At 60.5% G+C, this 17,045-nt stretch carries 15 protein-coding genes; 8 read left to right on the plus strand and 7 right to left on the minus strand.

What is annotated here, in order from left to right; all coding sequences use genetic code 11:
- Positions 1-4: 4 nt before the first annotated feature.
- The 3 genes from ACQ4OE_RS23605 (at position 5) to rhtB (ending at position 3,210) form a co-directional block, all read left to right on the plus strand.
- Positions 5-1,915, plus strand: a complete 1,911-nt coding sequence (locus tag ACQ4OE_RS23605; RefSeq protein ID WP_430948083.1) for an ATP-binding cassette domain-containing protein — start codon at positions 5-7, stop codon at positions 1,913-1,915.
- On the plus strand, positions 1,915-2,496 hold the full coding sequence (locus ACQ4OE_RS23610; RefSeq protein ID WP_430948084.1) for a mechanosensitive ion channel domain-containing protein: 582 nt from the start codon (positions 1,915-1,917) through the stop codon (positions 2,494-2,496). The genes ACQ4OE_RS23605 and ACQ4OE_RS23610 overlap by 1 nt, the downstream gene beginning before the upstream one ends.
- Before the next feature lie 81 nt (positions 2,497-2,577).
- Positions 2,578-3,210: a homoserine/homoserine lactone efflux protein gene (gene rhtB / locus ACQ4OE_RS23615; RefSeq protein WP_053124937.1), complete on the plus strand. Its 633-nt coding sequence runs from the start codon at positions 2,578-2,580 to the stop codon at positions 3,208-3,210.
- Between the two features lie 60 nt (positions 3,211-3,270).
- Here rhtB and ACQ4OE_RS23620 read toward each other — a convergent pair whose 3' ends face one another.
- The 4 genes from ACQ4OE_RS23620 to ACQ4OE_RS23635 all read right to left on the minus strand — a co-directional run bounded on the left by ACQ4OE_RS23620 (position 3,271) and on the right by ACQ4OE_RS23635 (position 6,517).
- Positions 3,271-4,014, minus strand: a complete 744-nt coding sequence (locus tag ACQ4OE_RS23620) for a penicillin-binding protein activator LpoB (RefSeq protein WP_430948085.1) — start codon at positions 4,012-4,014, stop codon at positions 3,271-3,273.
- A 3-nt stretch (positions 4,015-4,017) separates the two neighbouring features.
- Positions 4,018-4,605: a penicillin-binding protein activator LpoB gene (gene lpoB, locus ACQ4OE_RS23625; protein WP_064389507.1), complete on the minus strand. Its 588-nt coding sequence runs from the start codon at positions 4,603-4,605 to the stop codon at positions 4,018-4,020.
- A gap of 35 nt (positions 4,606-4,640) precedes the next feature.
- Entirely contained in the window at positions 4,641-5,021 is a 381-nt protein-coding gene (locus ACQ4OE_RS23630) for a YcfL family protein (RefSeq protein ID WP_430948086.1), read from the minus strand.
- Positions 5,022-5,125: 104 nt separating this feature from the next.
- Entirely contained in the window at positions 5,126-6,517 is a 1,392-nt protein-coding gene (locus tag ACQ4OE_RS23635; protein WP_430948087.1) for a COG3014 family protein, read from the minus strand.
- A 177-nt stretch (positions 6,518-6,694) separates the two neighbouring features.
- On the opposite strand from ACQ4OE_RS23635, the gene ACQ4OE_RS23640 reads away from it, so the two are divergent.
- Positions 6,695-8,593 (plus strand): FTR1 family protein, encoded by a 1,899-nt coding sequence (locus ACQ4OE_RS23640; protein WP_430948088.1) that lies wholly within the window; start codon positions 6,695-6,697, stop codon positions 8,591-8,593.
- Between the two features lie 108 nt (positions 8,594-8,701).
- Positions 8,702-9,157: a YaiI/YqxD family protein gene (locus ACQ4OE_RS23645; RefSeq protein ID WP_430948089.1), complete on the plus strand. Its 456-nt coding sequence runs from the start codon at positions 8,702-8,704 to the stop codon at positions 9,155-9,157.
- A 130-nt stretch (positions 9,158-9,287) separates the two neighbouring features.
- On the opposite strand, the gene elbB is transcribed toward ACQ4OE_RS23645, so the two are convergent.
- Complete coding sequence (elbB, locus tag ACQ4OE_RS23650) at positions 9,288-9,956, minus strand: isoprenoid biosynthesis glyoxalase ElbB (protein ID WP_038359087.1); 669 nt, start codon at positions 9,954-9,956, stop codon at positions 9,288-9,290.
- Positions 9,957-10,071: 115 nt separating this feature from the next.
- Between elbB and ACQ4OE_RS23655 the strand changes: the two genes are divergently transcribed.
- Positions 10,072-11,307, plus strand: coding sequence for a sterol desaturase family protein (locus tag ACQ4OE_RS23655; protein ID WP_430948090.1), 1,236 nt, complete (start codon positions 10,072-10,074; stop codon positions 11,305-11,307).
- Here the strand turns inward: ACQ4OE_RS23655 and ACQ4OE_RS23660 are convergent.
- Positions 11,288-11,944 (minus strand): DedA family protein, encoded by a 657-nt coding sequence (locus ACQ4OE_RS23660; RefSeq protein WP_122594579.1) that lies wholly within the window; start codon positions 11,942-11,944, stop codon positions 11,288-11,290. The genes ACQ4OE_RS23655 and ACQ4OE_RS23660 overlap by 20 nt on opposite strands.
- Positions 11,945-12,151: 207 nt before the next feature.
- On the opposite strand from ACQ4OE_RS23660, the gene hemB reads away from it, so the two are divergent.
- Together hemB and ppk1 are read left to right on the plus strand one after the other, a co-directional pair.
- Positions 12,152-13,165 (plus strand): porphobilinogen synthase, encoded by a 1,014-nt coding sequence (gene hemB / locus ACQ4OE_RS23665; RefSeq protein WP_430948091.1) that lies wholly within the window; start codon positions 12,152-12,154, stop codon positions 13,163-13,165.
- 18 nt (positions 13,166-13,183) lie between these two features.
- On the plus strand, positions 13,184-15,409 hold the full coding sequence (gene ppk1, locus ACQ4OE_RS23670; protein ID WP_122594581.1) for a polyphosphate kinase 1: 2,226 nt from the start codon (positions 13,184-13,186) through the stop codon (positions 15,407-15,409).
- 116 nt (positions 15,410-15,525) lie between these two features.
- Here ppk1 and ppx read toward each other — a convergent pair whose 3' ends face one another.
- On the minus strand, positions 15,526-17,028 hold the full coding sequence (ppx, locus tag ACQ4OE_RS23675; protein WP_122594582.1) for an exopolyphosphatase: 1,503 nt from the start codon (positions 17,026-17,028) through the stop codon (positions 15,526-15,528).
- Positions 17,029-17,045: the final 17 nt, after the last annotated feature.

Below are 17,045 nucleotides of genomic sequence, written 5' to 3' on the forward strand. Positions count from 1 at the left end.
CATTATGATCCGACTTCAGAACCTGACTTTACAGCGTGGCCCGCAACGTCTGCTAGAAGACGCCGAGCTGACCCTGCACGCCGGCCACAAAGCCGGCCTCATCGGTGCCAACGGCGCCGGCAAATCGAGCCTGTTCGCCTTGATTCGGGGTGAGCTGCACCCCGACTCGGGTGATTGCTTCCTGCCGGCTGACTGGCGCATCGCCCACATGCGCCAGGAGATCGAGACGCTCGAGCGTCTTGCGGTCGACTATGTGCTCGATGGCGACCTGCGTCTACGTGAGGTGCAACGTGACCTCGCCGTCGCCGAAGCCGCGCATGACGGTGCCGCTCAGGCCCGCCTGCACTCGGAACTCGATAGCGCCGACGGTTACACCGCCGATGCACGAGCGCGCAAGTTGCTCGCCGGTCTCGGCTTCACCAACGAACAGATGGATCGTCAGGTCGGGGATTTCTCCGGTGGCTGGCGGATGCGTCTGAACCTGGCGCAGGCATTGATGTGCCCGTCGGACCTGTTGTTGCTCGACGAACCGACCAACCACTTGGACCTCGACGCGATCATCTGGCTCGAAGAGTGGCTGAAAAGCTACCCGGGCACTTTGCTGCTGATTTCCCACGACCGCGATTTCCTCGATGAAGTCGTCGATCACGTCGCGCATGTCGATCAGCGCAAAATCACCCTCTATCGCGGCGGCTACACCGCGTTCGAACGCGCCCGTGCCGAGCGTCTGGCCCAGCAGCAACAGGCCTACGAGAAGCAGCAGGCGCAACGTGCGCACATGGAAAGCTACATCGCCCGCTTCAAGGCGCAAGCCACCAAGGCCCGTCAGGCGCAGAGCCGGATCAAGGCACTGGAGCGGATGGAAGAACTGTCGGCGGCCCACGTGGATTCGCCGTTCGACTTCGTCTTCCGCGAGTCGACCAAGATCTCCAGCCCGCTGATCGACCTGTCCGACGCGCGTCTGGGCTACGGCGACAAAACCATCCTCGAGAAGGTCAAGCTGCAACTGACCCCGGGTGCACGGATCGGCCTGCTCGGCCCGAACGGCGCGGGTAAGTCGACGCTGATCAAGAACCTCGCCGGTGAGCTGTCGCCGCTGGGCGGGCGCCTGACCCGTGGCGAGAACACCGTGGTTGGCTATTTCGCACAGCATCAGCTCGACTCGCTGGACGCCAAGGCCAGCCCTTTGCTGCACTTGCAGCGTCTGGCACCGACCGAACGCGAGCAGACCCTGCGCGACTTCCTCGGCGGCTTCGACTTCCGTGGTGCGCGCATCGATGAGCCGGTGCTGAACTTCTCCGGTGGCGAAAAGGCGCGTCTGGCCTTGGCGCTGATCGCCTGGGAGCGCCCGAACCTGTTGCTGCTCGACGAACCGACCAACCACCTCGACCTGGAAATGCGCCTGGCGCTGACCATGGCGCTGCAGGAATTCAGCGGCGCGGTGTTGGTGGTGTCTCACGATCGGCACTTGCTCAAGAGCACCACCGATAACTTCTACCTGGTCGCGGACGGCAAGGTCGAAGAGTTCGATGGCGATCTTGAAGACTACGCGCGCTGGCTGGTGGAATACCGTCAGCGCAACGCGCCGGTCAGCAATAGCCCGGTCAACCCGGACAAAACTGACAAGAAGGCGCAGCGTCAGGCAGCGGCTGCGTTGCGTCAGCAACTGGCCCCGCACAAGCGTGAAGCCGACAAGCTCGAAGCCGAGCTGGGCAAGCTGCACGAGAAGCTCGCCAAGGTTGACGCCAGCCTCGGCGACAGCGACATCTACGAGCCGGCGCGCAAGAACGAGTTGCGCGATCTACTTGCCGAACAGGCCAAACTGAAGGTTCGCGAAGGCGAGCTGGAAGAGGCGTGGATGGGAGCCCTCGAGACGCTGGAAAGCATGCAGGCGGAGCTGGAGGCGCTGTCCTGATGGAAGCGTTCCAGCGACCGCTGCCCGCCGTCTGGATCGAGCCGATCTGGTTTGCGGTGCAGATTCTGTTGATCCTGCTGGCCGGCTATCTCACGCAACGTTTTGTCGCCAAAGGCCTGACCCGACTGGGTGAACGTTATCCGTTTCCGCCGCAACTGCTGATGCCACTGCGGGGTGTATTGCGCTGGCTGATCATGGGCAGCGCGCTGATCTTTGTGCTGGAACGCCTCGGTGTGTCGGCCACGGTGTTGTGGACGGCGCTGTCGGGTTTCGTCGCGGTGGCGGCGGTCGCGTTCTTCGCGATGTGGAGTGTGCTGTCGAACCTGCTCTGCGCGATTCTGATCTTTACGGTTGGCCCGTTTCGTTTGGGCGATATCGTTGAGTTGGTCGACACCACGGACAAACCGGGCGTCAAAGGTCGGGTGGTGGCGATCAATCTGCTTTACACCACGTTGATCGAGGCTGAAGAGCTGGGGACTGGCAGCGCGATGGTGCAGGTGCCCAATAGTCTGTTCTTCCAGCGTTCGGTGCGACGTTGGCGCGGGAATGATGTGTTTCCGTCGAGTGGTTTCGAGAAGTAGGGCTTCAAGCAGGAGCTTTTGCTTTTGGGCCCAAACAGCATTAGCTTTGACAACTTGTTACAGCATGAGTCGAGGTGTGCGATGGAGCTTCAAACATGGCTGGCGTTTTTTGCCGCCTGCTGGGTGATCAGTTTGTCCCCGGGTGCTGGCGCCATTGCGTCGATGTCCAGCGGTTTGCAATACGGTTTCTGGCGCGGCTACTGGAATGCCCTCGGCCTGCAAATCGGTCTGGCCGTGCAGATCGCCATTGTCGGCGCCGGTGTTGGCGCGATCCTCACTGCTTCGGCCACTGCCTTCCACGCGATCAAATGGTTCGGCGTTGCTTACCTTGTGTACCTGGCCATCAAGCAATGGCGTGCGCAGCCCATGGACATGAGCGATGACGCGGCGGTACGACCGATCGGCAAACCGCTGGCGCTGGTGTTCCGAGGTTTTCTGGTGAACATCAGCAACCCCAAGGCACTGGTGTTCATGCTCGCGGTGCTGCCGCAGTTCATCAACCCGCATGCGCCGCTGTTGATTCAGTACGTGGTGATCGGCGTGACCATGGTCTGTGTCGACCTGATTGTGATGGCCGGTTACACCGGTCTGGCGTCGAAGGTCTTGCGTCTGCTGCGCACACCGCAGCAGCAGAAGCGCATGAACCGCACGTTTGCTGGGCTGTTCATCGGCGCTGCGGCGTTTATGGCGACGTTGCGTAAAGCAGCCGCGTAAACCGCACAGGCAGAAAAAAGGCGACCTCCCGAGGTCGCCTTTTTATTGCCTGTGCGTTACTCAGCGCAGAATCACCGGCGGCGTATCTGCTGGCAGATTGTTGCGCTGAGCCGGCTCGCGAGATGGCTCGTAACTGCCATCGCCGAGCTGCTGGCTCAATTGCCCGGCGACATCCTCACCCAATGCTTTGGACACATCGCGAACCACGCGCGGGCGGTTCAGCGATACGTGGATATCCCGGCTGTTGACCAGTTTGGTGTCCTGCGCTTCGCCCATCGCCGTGAAGGCCGAGATGATTTCGTAGGTCTTGGTGTTGATCAGGCTGAAATCCGCAACCAGGGTCAGGGCCAGCACCGCCGAATAGCTGTCGGTGTTCGCCAGCTCGTTCATGTCCTGAGTGAAGTCGATGTCGGACACCGTGCCGAACAGCACATAGTCGGCGCCCTTGTAGCTGCCAGCCTTGATCCGCTTGATCACATCATAGACATCGCCCTTGGACGACGCCGTGTACGGTTTGCCCTGGATCAGCTGAAACATACCGGTACGGAGGATTTCGCCTTTGATGTCGCCGGTGAACCGGCGCAGTTCGGTCTGCTGAATGTAGCTGTTGGGCGTCTCGTATTCTTCATAGCTCGACGAACCGCTGGCGCCGTAATAACTCTCCTGGTGATTGCTCTGCGCCGAGATGGTGTGGATGTATTGCTCCACCCGTTCTTCGTACGCCAGGTCGGCAACAGCAACTTTCGGGGCCGCCTGCACGCTGAACGCGCAAGCCAGGGTCAACAGGCCAATCCATGTGCGCATCGATCAACGCTCCGTGGTTTTGCGGATTTCTTTTTCGTCCATCCATTCGGCCAGACCGCTTTCGACATCGATCAGTTGCAGGCTGAATTTGTAGAAGACGTCCTTGTAATCGCTGCTGCGTTTGACGATCGAACTGATCGAACCTTCAAGACGGTATTTCGCGGCGATCATGTTGCCAGTCTTGGCCACGGTGCTCTTCTTGTACAGGCCGCTCTGGTTTTGCAGTTTGAGCTGATCGATCTGGCTTTGCATCGCCGTGTTGTCGCTGGCGAAGCGCGCCACACCGGATTTCATCAGCTGAGTCTTGATGCTGGTGGTGATTTCGCGGGTGTCGATGTACTCGCTGGTCTTGTTCATCACGTCGTAGACCTGAACCACCGGACGTCCTTGCAGAACCCCGGACTGGGCCAGCGAGCGGGTCATCGACTCAGCGATCATCTGCAGGTCAGTGGAGCCGAATTCGTTGGTCACGGTTTCAACCGCGCGAGGGTCGCCGTAACTGATGTTGCTGCTGCCCAGAGTCGGCGAGTTGTCGACGCAACCGGAAACCAGCAGGGCGAAAACGGCGAGGCAGGAAACGCGTGCAAACATGGCAATGCTCTCTGGAACGAAATGGGGTGTCGGGCTCAAGGCGTCTGCAGTTCCAGACGGAAATCCACGGCTTTCGGAGTGGGAGCGATGCTCTGGAGGAAGCTGTTCTGTCCGCCGTAGATCAACTGGGGTTTCCAGACTTCTTCTTCAGCGACCGGGAAGCCTTCCGCGCCGAGCCAGGCGAAGCGGTAATAGAAGGTCTTGTTGCGCTTGTCGGTGTTGCTCAACTGAACGCCAACGGTCATGAAGCCGTTTTCCCGGGCGACACGCATGTTGCCGATGGCGATGTTTTTCAGCTCACCCATGGCCACGACTTTGCTCGCGGCGCTGCCCGGTGCTGGCGGAGGCGGTGGCGGCGTTGCACAGCCGCTGGCCAACAGGGCGAAGGCGACAACGGCGATGAGGTTGAAGCGCATGCAAAGACTCCGTTCTTCAGATTTTCCGGGGCGGACGACAGGGCGCGCGCCGATGCTCGGCAGATTGACGGTCTGCCTGATTTTCTTCAAGCGCCAACGCATGCCTATTTCAAGCCCGATACGGTTTCCGTCGGCGCCACGTAAGCCGTGCCGATGATAAATAACCGGTCGCCGAATGCCCGCAGGTTGATGAGTTGGTGATCACGATCAATGCGTACGGTCAGCGTACCGGTGGAATTGGGCACATTGATCGTGTGATTGCCCTTTTTCAGGCGCAGTCGCGTTACCAGGGTTCTGTCGGGCAAGGTGCGCCAAGTGCGGGTGTCAGCCTCTTCGAGCGGATCTTTGCGGGTCACGACCAGTGAGGCCTTGGTGGGGTTCTGGGTGTTGAAATCAGCTTGCGCGACTGCATCCAGGTTGGCGCGGAACCTCGCCGATTCAATGATCTCGGGCATGTCGTCGCGCAAGGTGCGCGTCGCCATGTCGGTCACGCTGTTGATGAGGCTCAAGGGGCGTTTGCGCGCATCGATCTTGATGGAATCAAAAAACGGCGTGACCGTGTCCGGCACCATCACCGGGAAGGAAATCGGCGCTTCGATGACCAGGTTTTCATTGACCTGCACCGGAATCAGTACTTTGACCGACGCACGGGCGGGCGCCAGACCGCTTTGCACCACGATCAATACGTCGCTCTCGTCAGCCTTCGTCGGCGGCTTATTGAGGTCGCGCAGCGCCTGCTCGAGAAAAGGCACGTTGGGGCGCAGTTCGATGGCCTGCCGATAGCCCGGCGCAGCCAGATCACGCTCGCCCAATGCCTCATAGGTGAACCCCGCCAGATAATGGCTGAACGCACTCTGATAACCGTTCTTCAACTCGATGACCGAAGGCGCGTCAAGGAGAGCGACCGGGTAGCCACGCAAATCCTTGTAATGCACCTTGATGCCCTGAGCCTTGGCTTGTTCTTCGACCTCTTCGTACTGGCGCTCGCGCTCGCGGGCGATCAGTGCTTCGCGCTCGTGGGTTTTCTTGATGTCGGCGCGGGCGCCTTCGAAGTCGTCGACGGACAATTGGTTGAGGGCCATTTGCGTGGTCAGCATGACCTTTTCGTAGTCATAGCCGTCGTAGCGCTGCAGCTTGTCGTTGACGAACATGACGCCCAGTTCAGTGCCCAATTGACCGAGGAATTTCATCGGCGCGGAACGCACGGCGTCTTCGCGCTGGACAATCATCTGGTCGGCACTGCGCCAGGCGATCTGGCTCTCCGGCAGCATGTTGCCGACGCTGAGGACTGCGCCTTTTTCGAAGTAATAGAGCAGATCCTTGGATTCCCACGGGTTGTTCCACTCGATCAGGTACAGCGCGCCAGCGACATTGCCCATCATCAGTTGATCGGTGGTTTGCTGCATTTCCTGGTCGTAATCGCGGAAAGCGGCGCATCCGTTGAGTTGCACGATGACACTGAGCAGCACACTCAACAGCAGCAGACAATGACGCATGACGGTGGCTTCTTCCTTGGGCGCAAAGGGGCGGACGGGACGCAGTATAAGGATCAGTGGTGGCAATGTGCTGCTCTGTTTCTCGATGACTGTTGGCGATAGGCGCCAACAAAGCTTGAGGGAAATGCCGGCGAAGTGAACAATATGTAACTTCGCATTTCCATTTGAGACCTGTTCATGACTGCCTCGTCCCGATTTCTGGCCTGGCTGGTGTTCCCGCTGTGCGCGCTAAGCAGCTTCAATCTGCTGGCCGATACCGTGGAGGGCGCTCCGCAAGCGCTGCACCTGCTTGATTACATCAGCGCGGATTATCCGCCGACGGTCGAGGCTGGAGCAGTCGTCGATGATTCCGAATACCGTGAGCAGCTGGAGTTCACCCGGGCGCTGCAAGGCCTGATCGCGGGCATGCCGGCCAAGCCTGAAAAAGCCGCGCTGGAGCAGGGCGTCAGTGCTTTGCATGCGGCAATCACCGCTAAGCAGGACGGCGCTGAAGTTGCCCGTCAGGCGCGGCAGCTGGGCGCGCAACTGGCGGTGGCGTATGAAGTCAGCCAAGCGCCGATCATCACCCCGGACCCGACCCGTGGCGCGCCGCTCTACGCGCAGAATTGCTCGGTGTGCCACGGCGACAGCGGCGCGGGTGACGGCCCGGCAGGTCTGGGCATGACGCCGGCGCCGGCCAATCTGCGTGATGCCGCGCGGATGGATCACCTGAGCCTTTACGCGATCTACAACACCCTCGGCCAGGGCGTCGAAGGCACCGACATGCCGGCGTTTGCCGACCAGCTCGATGATCGTCAGCGCTGGGACCTGGCGACTTACATCGCCGGGTTCAGCGCCGATGCCGCTGCCGTCAAGTCCGAGAAAACCTACAACATCGCCGATCTGGCACGCCAGACCCCGGCAGAAGTGCAGGCTGCCGAAGGCGCGCCCGCCGCCGCGACGTTCCGTGCGCAACGTGCCCAGCCGCCGCAGGTCAAGCGTGGCCCGGCGCAGTTGCTCGATTACACCGCCGCGACGCTGGACAAGAGCCTTTCCGCTTACCGCGCCGGTGAACACGATCAGGCCTATGACCTCTCGGTGGCGGCGTACCTGGAAGGTTTCGAACTGGTCGAGAGTTCGCTGGATAACGTCGATGCCAACGTGCGCAAGGACACCGAAAAATCCCTGATGGCTTATCGGCAATCGTTGCAGGACGGTTTGCCGGTCGAGCAGGCCGAACAGCGTCTGGACGCGGCCAAGGCCAAGTTGAAAGAGTCTGCCGGTCTGCTCGGCAGCGATGGATTGAGCTGGTCGCTGAGCTACATTTCCGGTTTGCTGATTTTGCTGCGTGAAGGTCTGGAAGCGATTCTGGTGCTGGCCGCGATTCTCGCGTTCCTGCGCAATACCGGCCAGCAATCGGCGGTGCGCAGCGTTAACGTCGGTTGGGGTCTGGCGTTGCTGGCCGGGCTCGGCACGTGGGCGTTGGCCGCGTATGTCATCGATGTCAGCGGTTCGCAGCGTGAGCTGTTGGAGGGTGCGACAGCGTTGTTCGCCAGTGTGATGGTGCTGTGGCTCGGCGTGTGGATGCACGACCGCCGTCACGCCGCAGCCTGGCAGGATTACATCAAGAGCAGCCTGGTCGGCGGTGGCGGGCGCTTCGGTTTTGCGATCCTCGCGTTCTTCTCGGTGTATCGCGAGTTGTTCGAAGTGATCCTGTTCTACGAAACCCTGTGGTTGCAGGCTGGCCCAGCCGGGCATGACGCGGTGCTCGCCGGTGGCGCGACGGCGCTGGTGCTGCTGGTCGGTCTGGCGTGGGTGATTCTGCGCGGTTCGGCGAAACTGCCGCTGACGCTGTTCTTCAGCATCAACGCCGCGTTGCTCTGCGCGTTGTCGGTGGTGTTTGCCGGGCATGGCGTCAAGGCGTTGCAAGAAGCCGGGATCTTCGGCACCCGGCCGGTGGCGTTCTTTGAATTCGATTGGCTGGGGATTCATGCCGATGCGTATTCGTTGACCGCGCAGGCCGTGGCGATTGTGGCGATTGTGGTGTTGTATGGGCGTAGTTGGGTGGCGGAGAAGCGGCGGGTTTCGGCTGCTTGATTGGGTGTTCCCTTAAAGATCGCAGCCTCCGGCAGCTCCTACATAGGTTGGTGTATACCTGTAGGAGTTGCCGAAGGCTGCGATCTTTTGCTTTATGAGGTAAACAAAATGCGTGTATGGATCGATGCCGACGCCTGCCCACGGGCGGCGAAGGATCTGGTGGTGAAGTTCGCCCTCAAGCGCCAGTTCGAAGTGGTGCTGGTGGCCGGGCAGCCGCAGATCAAACCGGGGCTGGCCATCGTCAAACTGATCGTCGTACCGAGCGGGCCGGATGCGGCGGACGATTATCTGGTCGAGCACGCGGTGCCGGGCGAACTGGTGATTTGCAGCGATATTCCGCTGGCCGATCGGCTGGTGAAGAAGGGCGTGGCAGCGCTGGATCCACGCGGCAAGGAGTTCGATGCGCAGAACATGGGCGAGCGCCTGGCGGTGCGCAATCTGTTCACCGATCTGCGCGAGCAAGGTCAGATGAGCGGCGGGCCCGCGCCGTTTGGTGATCGCGAAAAACAGGCGTTTGCCAATGCGCTGGACCGGATCCTCACGCGCCTGACCCGCATGCCCTGAGAAAAACCTCGATCCCCTGTGGGAGCGAGCCTGCTCGCGAAAGCGCTGTATCAGACAACATAGGGTTGAATGACACACCGCGTTCGCGAGCAGGCTCGCTCCCACATTTGGTTTTGTGTGCTGCGGGGGATCAGGCGTCGTTTTCGTGCGTCAGTTCAAGCACGCGGTCGACCAGTTTGTTAATCCCCGAAGCCGCCTCGCTGATGTTCTGCGCCAGCATGTAAGCCGGGGTCGTCACCAGTTTGCGCGCCTTGTCTTCGATGATTTCAGTCACCGCACAGTCTTCGTGGGTCGCGCCCATTTTGTTCATCGCCGTGGCGGTGTCGGCGTCGTTGCCGATGGTGCAGGTCACGCCTGGGCCGTAGATCTTTGCCGCCAGTGCCGGCGAGATGCACATCAGGCCAACCGGCTTGCCCGCTTCGGCAAACGCCTCGGCCAAGGCCAGCACTTCAGGCTGCACGCTGCAGCCAGCGCCTTCGACGGCAAAGTTCGACAGGTTCTTCGCCGCGCCGAAACCGCCGGGCACGATAAGCGCATCGAAGTCGTCGACGTCAGCCTCGCGAATGTCCTTGATGTTGCCGCGAGCAATCCGCGCCGATTCCACCAGCACGTTGCGCGACTCGGGCATTTCTTCGCCGGTCAGGTGATTGATCACATGCAACTGCGCGATGTTCGGGGCGAAGCACTGTACCTGTGCACCGCGTTGGTCCAGACGCAGCAGGGTGATGACGCTCTCATGGATCTCAGCGCCGTCGTACACGCCACTGCCGGACAGGATCACTGCAACTTTTTTGCTCATGGGTTTCTCTCCAGATTCATGGCGCTAAATGTCCACTAAATTGTCGCGCGTTGCCATAGGGTTTATGGGCGGCTACACCTAGGATCAGTCTTCAAGACTTGAGTCAGGGCGCGTCATGGACTTCATTCTGTTTGCGGTGCCATTTTTCTTCGTATTGATCGCCGTGGAGCTGATGGCTGACCGTTGGCGCGGGGTCAGTAACTATCGCCTCGCTGATGCGGTGAACAGCATCAGCACCGGCGTTTTGTCGACCACGACCGGGTTGTTGACCAAAGGCGTCGGGCTGCTGACGTATGCCTTTGCCCTGGATCATCTGGCTTGGCTCAGACTGCCGGCGGATCGCGTCTGGGTCTGGGTGTTTGCCTTCGTCCTCTACGACTTCTGCTACTACTGGCTGCACCGCATGGGCCACGAGCGCAACATCCTCTGGGCCGCGCATTCGGTGCATCACCAGAGCGAGGAGTACAACCTCTCCACCGCGTTGCGCCAGACCAGCACCGGGTTTCTGCTGAGCTGGATTTTCTACCTGCCGATGGCCGTGCTCGGCGTGCCGTTGCTGGTGTTTGTCAGCGTCGCGGCGCTCAATCTGCTGTATCAATTCTGGGTCCACACCAAACACATTCCCAAGCTCGGCTGGTTCGAGTGGTTTTTCGTCACGCCGTCCAATCATCGGGCTCACCATGCACAGAACGCTCTCTACATGGATCGCAACTACGGCGGGGTGTTCATTATTTGGGATCGTTTGTTCGGCTCGTTTCAGGAAGAGGATGACAATGAGCCGGTGATTTTCGGCGTGACCACAGCGTTGGCGAGCTGGAATCCGCTGTGGGCCAACCTGCAGTTTTATGCGCAATTGTGGGATGACACGCGGCGGGCCGAGAGGCCGTGGGATAAGTTGCGGATCTGGTTCATGCGCACCGGTTGGCGACCGGCGGACGTCGCGGCGAAGTACCCGATGACCAAGCCGGATCTGGCCCGCTTCCGCAAGTTCGAGGTGCCGCTTGAGCGTCGCCAGCAGGTGTATGTGGCGGCTCAGTTCTGCGTGTATATCGCGCTGGGCAGCTATCTGATGAATCTGGAACGCAGCCTGTCGGCCGCCGCGTTGTTGCTTGGCTGGGGCGCGGTAGCGTTCGGGGTGTTTGCGTTGGGCGTGGCCCTGGAGAATCGCCCGTGGGCGCTGAAGATCGAGCTGTTGCGGCTGAGCTTGAATGTGCCGCTACTGTGGCTGGCGCCGTTGGTCGGGCTATGGCCGGCCAGCCCGGTGATGTGGGCGGGCCTGCTCGGTTACAGCCTGCTCAGTGTGGCCGGGCTGTATATGAGTCGCCAGCGGGTTATTCGGCTGGCGTCTTAGGTTCGGCGGGGTTGGCTTGCTCGGCTTTCAGCTGTTCGGCCTTGGCCGCCAGGGCGATTTGCTCGTCTTCGTAAACCTGTTTGGCCAGACGGGCATTCTTGAAGCGGCGGCGGATCCAGAGGCCGACGCCTAGCACCAGCAACGCACCCAGCACCCACAGCTCGTATTTCTTGATGCTGCCGAGCATTCCTTCCAGCACCGCGCCGAAGTGATAAGCAGCGGCGGCCAGCGCTGTGGCCCAGATCGCCGCGCCAATGCCGTTGAGCAACAGATAGCGTCCCGGCGGATAACCCGACAGGCCGATCGCCACCGGCATTACCGTGCGCAAACCATAAACGAAGCGGAAGCTCAGCACCCAGATGTCCGGATGCTTGCGAATGTGCTCCAGCGCGCGGTCGCCCATCATTTGCCAGCGCGGTTTGCGTGCCAGCAACTTGCGCCCGTGCTTGCGGCCAAGGAAGTACCACAGCTGATCACCGGCATAGCTGCCGCAGAACGCCACGACCACCACAATATTGATGTCCATGTATCCACGGAACGCGAGGAAGCCCGCGAGCACCAGAATGGTTTCGCCTTCGAAGAACGTGCCGAGGAACAAGGCAAAGTAGCCAAAGTCATGCAGAAATTGTTGGAGCATTGTCTGGGTGCTGGCGAAATGAACGCGCAGCCTAACCCTTCGGACACATTCGTGAAAGTGTCGAAATGTGTCTCGACGTGAACAATTCCTACACTGAGAATGGAATGCGGCTACACGTCACAGGTCTCACACAACTGTCATCTGTTGGTCATAATGGCCGTCTATAACTGTCACGCTCGCCCGTTTGCGCGGGCTCAGGAGTCTGCCGTGAGCTTCACCCAAGCCAACCGTTTGTTCCCAGCAACGCGCCTGCGCCGCAATCGCCGTGATGATTTTTCGCGTCGGCTGGTGCGGGAAAATGTGCTGACGGTCGACGATCTGATCCTGCCGGTGTTCGTGCTCGACGGTGAAAACCGCCGCGAAGCCGTGGCCTCGATGCCCGGCGTAGAGCGCCTGACTATCGATTTGCTGCTCGAAGAAGCGGCGAAATGGGTCGAACTGGGGATTCCAGCGCTGGCGCTGTTCCCGGTCACCCCTCCCGAATTGAAATCCCTAGACGCCGCCGAAGCGTGGAACCCTGAAGGCATCGCCCAGCGCGCCACTCGCGCGCTGCGTGAGCGCTTTCCGGAACTTGGGGTGATCACCGACGTGGCGCTTGATCCATTCACCACCCACGGTCAGGACGGCATTCTCGACGAAGAAGGCTATGTGCAGAACGACATCACCGTCGACGCACTGGTCCGCCAGGCCTTGTCCCACACCGAAGCCGGCGCCCAAGTGGTGGCGCCGTCGGACATGATGGACGGTCGCATTCAAGCGATCCGCGAAGCACTGGAAATCGCCGGCCACGTCAATGTGCGGATCATGGCGTACTCGGCCAAGTACGCCAGCGCCTACTACGGCCCGTTCCGCGATGCGGTGGGTTCGGCGTCGAACCTCGGTAAGGCCAACAAAGCCTCTTATCAGATGGACCCGGCCAACAGCGACGAAGCGCTGCACGAAGTCGGTGCAGACTTGTCTGAAGGCGCGGACATGGTCATGGTCAAACCCGGCATGCCGTATCTGGATATTCTTTTCCGGGTAAAAGATGCCTTCAAAGTGCCGACCTTCGTCTATCAGGTCAGTGGCGAATACGCCATGCACATGGCAGCGATCCAGAATGGCTGGTTGAGCGAAGCGGTGATTCTTGAATCACTGACCGCCTTTAAACGTGCCGGTGCAGATGGCATCCTGACTTACTTTGCCGTTCGTGCCGCTCAATTGTTACGAGAGCAGAAATAGCCCTCCCAGGAACATTCCATGAATACCGAAGGACTCACTGAAGTTGCCGTAAAAGAAGCTCAACCGGTGGTCGAGCAAATCACTGAAACCCCGCCGGAACTCGAGCCAGCGCCACCCGCGCCGGTCGCCGAAACCGCTGCGGCGGTGCCGGCGATTGCCATTCCCGGTCTGGATGACAGCAGCCTGTATATCCACCGTGAGCTTTCGCAATTGCAGTTCAACATCCGCGTGCTGGAACAGGCGCTGGACGAGTCCTATCCGTTGCTGGAGCGCTTGAAGTTCCTGCTGATCTTCTCCAGCAACCTCGATGAATTCTTCGAAATCCGTGTCGCCGGCCTGAAGAAACAAATCACCTTCGCCCGTGAGCAGGCCGGTGCCGATGGCTTGCAGCCGCATCAGGCGCTGGCCCGCATCAGCGAACTGGTTCACGGTCACGTCGACCGCCAGTACGCAATCCTCAACGACATCCTGCTGCCGGAGCTGGAAAAGCATCAGGTGCGCTTCATCCGTCGCCGTAACTGGACGGTCAAGCTCAAGACTTGGGTACGCCGCTACTTCCGCGACGAAATCGCACCGATCATCACCCCGATCGGCCTCGACCCGACGCACCCGTTCCCGTTGCTGGTGAACAAGAGCCTGAACTTCATCGTCGAACTGGAAGGCATCGACGCCTTCGGTCGTGACTCCGGTCTGGCGATCATCCCGGCCCCACGTTTGCTGCCACGGATCATCAAGGTGCCGGAAGAAGTCGGCGGCCCGGGCGACAACTATGTGTTCCTCTCGTCAATGATCCACGCCCACGCCGATGACCTGTTCCAAGGCATGAAGGTAAAAGGCTGCTACCAGTTCCGTCTGACCCGAAACGCCGACCTGGCGCTCGACTCCGAAGACGTCGAAGACCTGGCCCGCGCGCTGCGTGGCGAGTTGTTCTCGCGTCGCTACGGCGATGCGGTGCGTCTGGAAGTCGCCGACACCTGCCCGAAACATCTTTCGGATTATCTGCTCAAGCAATTCAACCTGAGCGAGAGCGAGCTGTATCAGGTCAACGGCCCGGTCAACCTGACGCGGTTGTTCAGCATCACCGGTCTGGACAGCCACCCGGAGCTGCAATACACGCCGTTCACTCCGCAGATCCCGAAACTGCTGCAGAACAGCGAAAACATTTTCAGCGTGGTCAGCAAGCAGGACATCCTCTTGCTGCACCCGTTCGAGTCGTTCACCCCGGTGGTCGACCTGCTGCGCCAAGCCGCGAAAGACCCGCACGTGCTCGCTGTACGCCAGACCCTGTACCGCTCGGGCGCCAACTCCGAGATCGTTGATGCGCTGGTGGACGCCGCGCGTAACGGCAAGGAAGTGACGGCGGTCATCGAGCTGCGTGCGCGGTTCGACGAAGAGTCCAACCTGCAACTGGCCAGCCGTCTACAAGCGGCCGGTGCGGTGGTGATTTATGGCGTGGTCGGCTTCAAGACTCACGCCAAAATGATGCTGATCCTGCGTCGCGAGGCCGGCGAGATCGTGCGCTACGCGCACCTCGGCACCGGTAACTACCACGCCGGTAACGCCAAGCTGTACACCGACTACAGCCTGCTGACTTCCGACGACGCCTTGTGCGAAGACGTCGGCAAACTGTTCAGCCAGTTGATCGGCATGGGTAAAACCCTGCGCATGAAGAAGCTGCTGCATGCGCCGTTCACCCTGAAGAAGGGCATGCTCGACATGATTGCCCGGGAAACCCAGTTCGCCGTCGAAGGCAAACCGGCGCACATCATCGCCAAGTTCAACTCGCTGACCGATCCGAAGATCATTCGCGCGCTGTACAAGGCCAGCCAGTCCGGTGTGCGCATTGATCTGGTGGTGCGCGGCATGTGCTGCCTGCGTCCGGGCATCGCCGGGGTTTCGCACAACATCCATGTACGCTCGATCATCGGCCGCTTCCTCGAGCACACGCGGGTGTTCTACTTCCTCAATGGCGGCGACGAGCAGATGTTCCTCTCCAGCGCCGACTGGATGGAGCGCAACCTCGACAAGCGCGTCGAGACTTGCTTCCCGGTCGAAGGCAAGAAGCTGCTGACCCGGGTGAAAAAAGAGCTGGAGCTGTACCTGACCGACAACACTCACAGCTGGAGCCTGCAGTCGGATGGCCGTTACATCCGCAACACGCCGACCGGCAACCAGAACCCGCGCAGCGCGCAGGCGACGTTGCTGGAGCGGTTGGGCAGCCCGATTCTGCCGGTGAGCAGCTGACCTTCAGCCCAATAAAAAAGGCGATCCCAACGGATCGCCTTTTTTGTAGCCAAAATCCCCTTGCAGGAGCTGTCGAGTGAAACGAGGCTGCCCTACAGGGGGAGATTTGTGCTGTGTCAGTGCACGGTGAGGACGATGCCCACCCGCGTCAGCCAATCCGCCTCAAGCCCGAAATCCGCCTGAGTCAGCTGATTCTCATCCAGCCAATTCTCCGGAAATTCCACATCCAAAGTGTTGCCCTTCGCATGCAACACCACCTGCGGCATCGCCTGGGTGCCACGAATGTGGTGGAAGAGGATCGCAAAGCGCAGTAGCACGCACAGGCGGATCAGCTTGTCGCCGTCGTCACCGAAATCAGCAAACTTGTCCTTGGGAATATTGCGCCGATGGCCACGCACCAACAGCGCGAGCATCTGCTGATCTTCGCGAGAGAAGCCGGCAAGGTCGGAGTGCTCGATCAAATAGGCGCCGTGCTTGTGGTAGTGATAGTGCGCAATGTCGAGGCCGACTTCGTGCACTTTCGCTGCCCAGCCAAGAAGTTCGCGCCAGATGCCGTCATCCAGCTCCCAATCCACCGCGACCTGATCGAACGCGTGCAGGGCTTTGCGTTCAACCCGTGCCGCTTGTTGCAGATCGACGTGGTAGCGCTCCATCAGCGAGGTCAGGGTGCGTTCACGCACGTCTTCGTGGTGATGACGACCGAGCAGGTCGTAGAGCACGCCTTCACGCAGGGCACCGTCGCAGTGATCCATGCGTTGCAGTTCGAGGGCGTCGAAGATCGCTTCGAGAATCGCCAGACCGGCCGGAAAAATGGTCCGGCGATCAGGCTTGATGCCTTCAAAATCGATCTTGTCGACGTCGCCGAGCTTGAACAGGCGACGCTTGAGCCACGCCAAACCTTCGGCATTCACTTCGCCGGTGCCGTGACCGCCGGCCTTCAGCGCCAGGCCGATGGCACGGATGGTGCCGGAGGAGCCGATGGCTTCATCCCAGGTCAGGCGGTGCAGGGCGTGTTCGATGCTCATGATCTCCAGCCGCGCCGCGGTGTACGCCTGGGCGTAGCGGGCCGGGGTGATCTTGCCGTCCTTGAAATAGCGCTGAGTGAAGCTGACGCAGCCCATTTGCAGGCTTTCGCGCAGCAAAGGCTCGAAGCGCTGGCCAATGATGAATTCGGTACTGCCGCCGCCGATGTCGGCGACCAGACGTTTGCCCGGGGTGTCGGCGAGGGTGTGCGAGACGCCCAGATAAATCAGCCGCGCCTCTTCACGGCCAGAGATGACTTCCACCGGATGGCCGAGGATTTCTTCGGCGCGGTGAATGAATTCGAGGCGGTTGCGCGCTTCACGCAGGGCGTTGGTGCCGACGATGCGCACGGCGCCCAGTGGCATACCGTTGATCAGTTGGGCAAAGCGCTTGAGGCAATCGAGGCCGCGTTGCATCGATTCTTCGTTGAGCTTGCGCTCATCATCGATGCCGGCCGCCAGTTGGACCTTCTCGCCGAGGCGCTCGAGAATGCGGATTTCGCCGTTCTGGGCCTTGGCCACGACCATGTGAAAGCTGTTGGAGCCCAGGTCGATTGCGGCGATCAGGGACAGATTCTTGGCTTGGGATTGCGGCATGGTCAGGGGGTCTCGGT

The sequence above is a fragment of the Pseudomonas sp. WC2 genome, from assembly GCF_050586545.1.
Lineage (GTDB): Bacteria > Pseudomonadota > Gammaproteobacteria > Pseudomonadales > Pseudomonadaceae > Aquipseudomonas.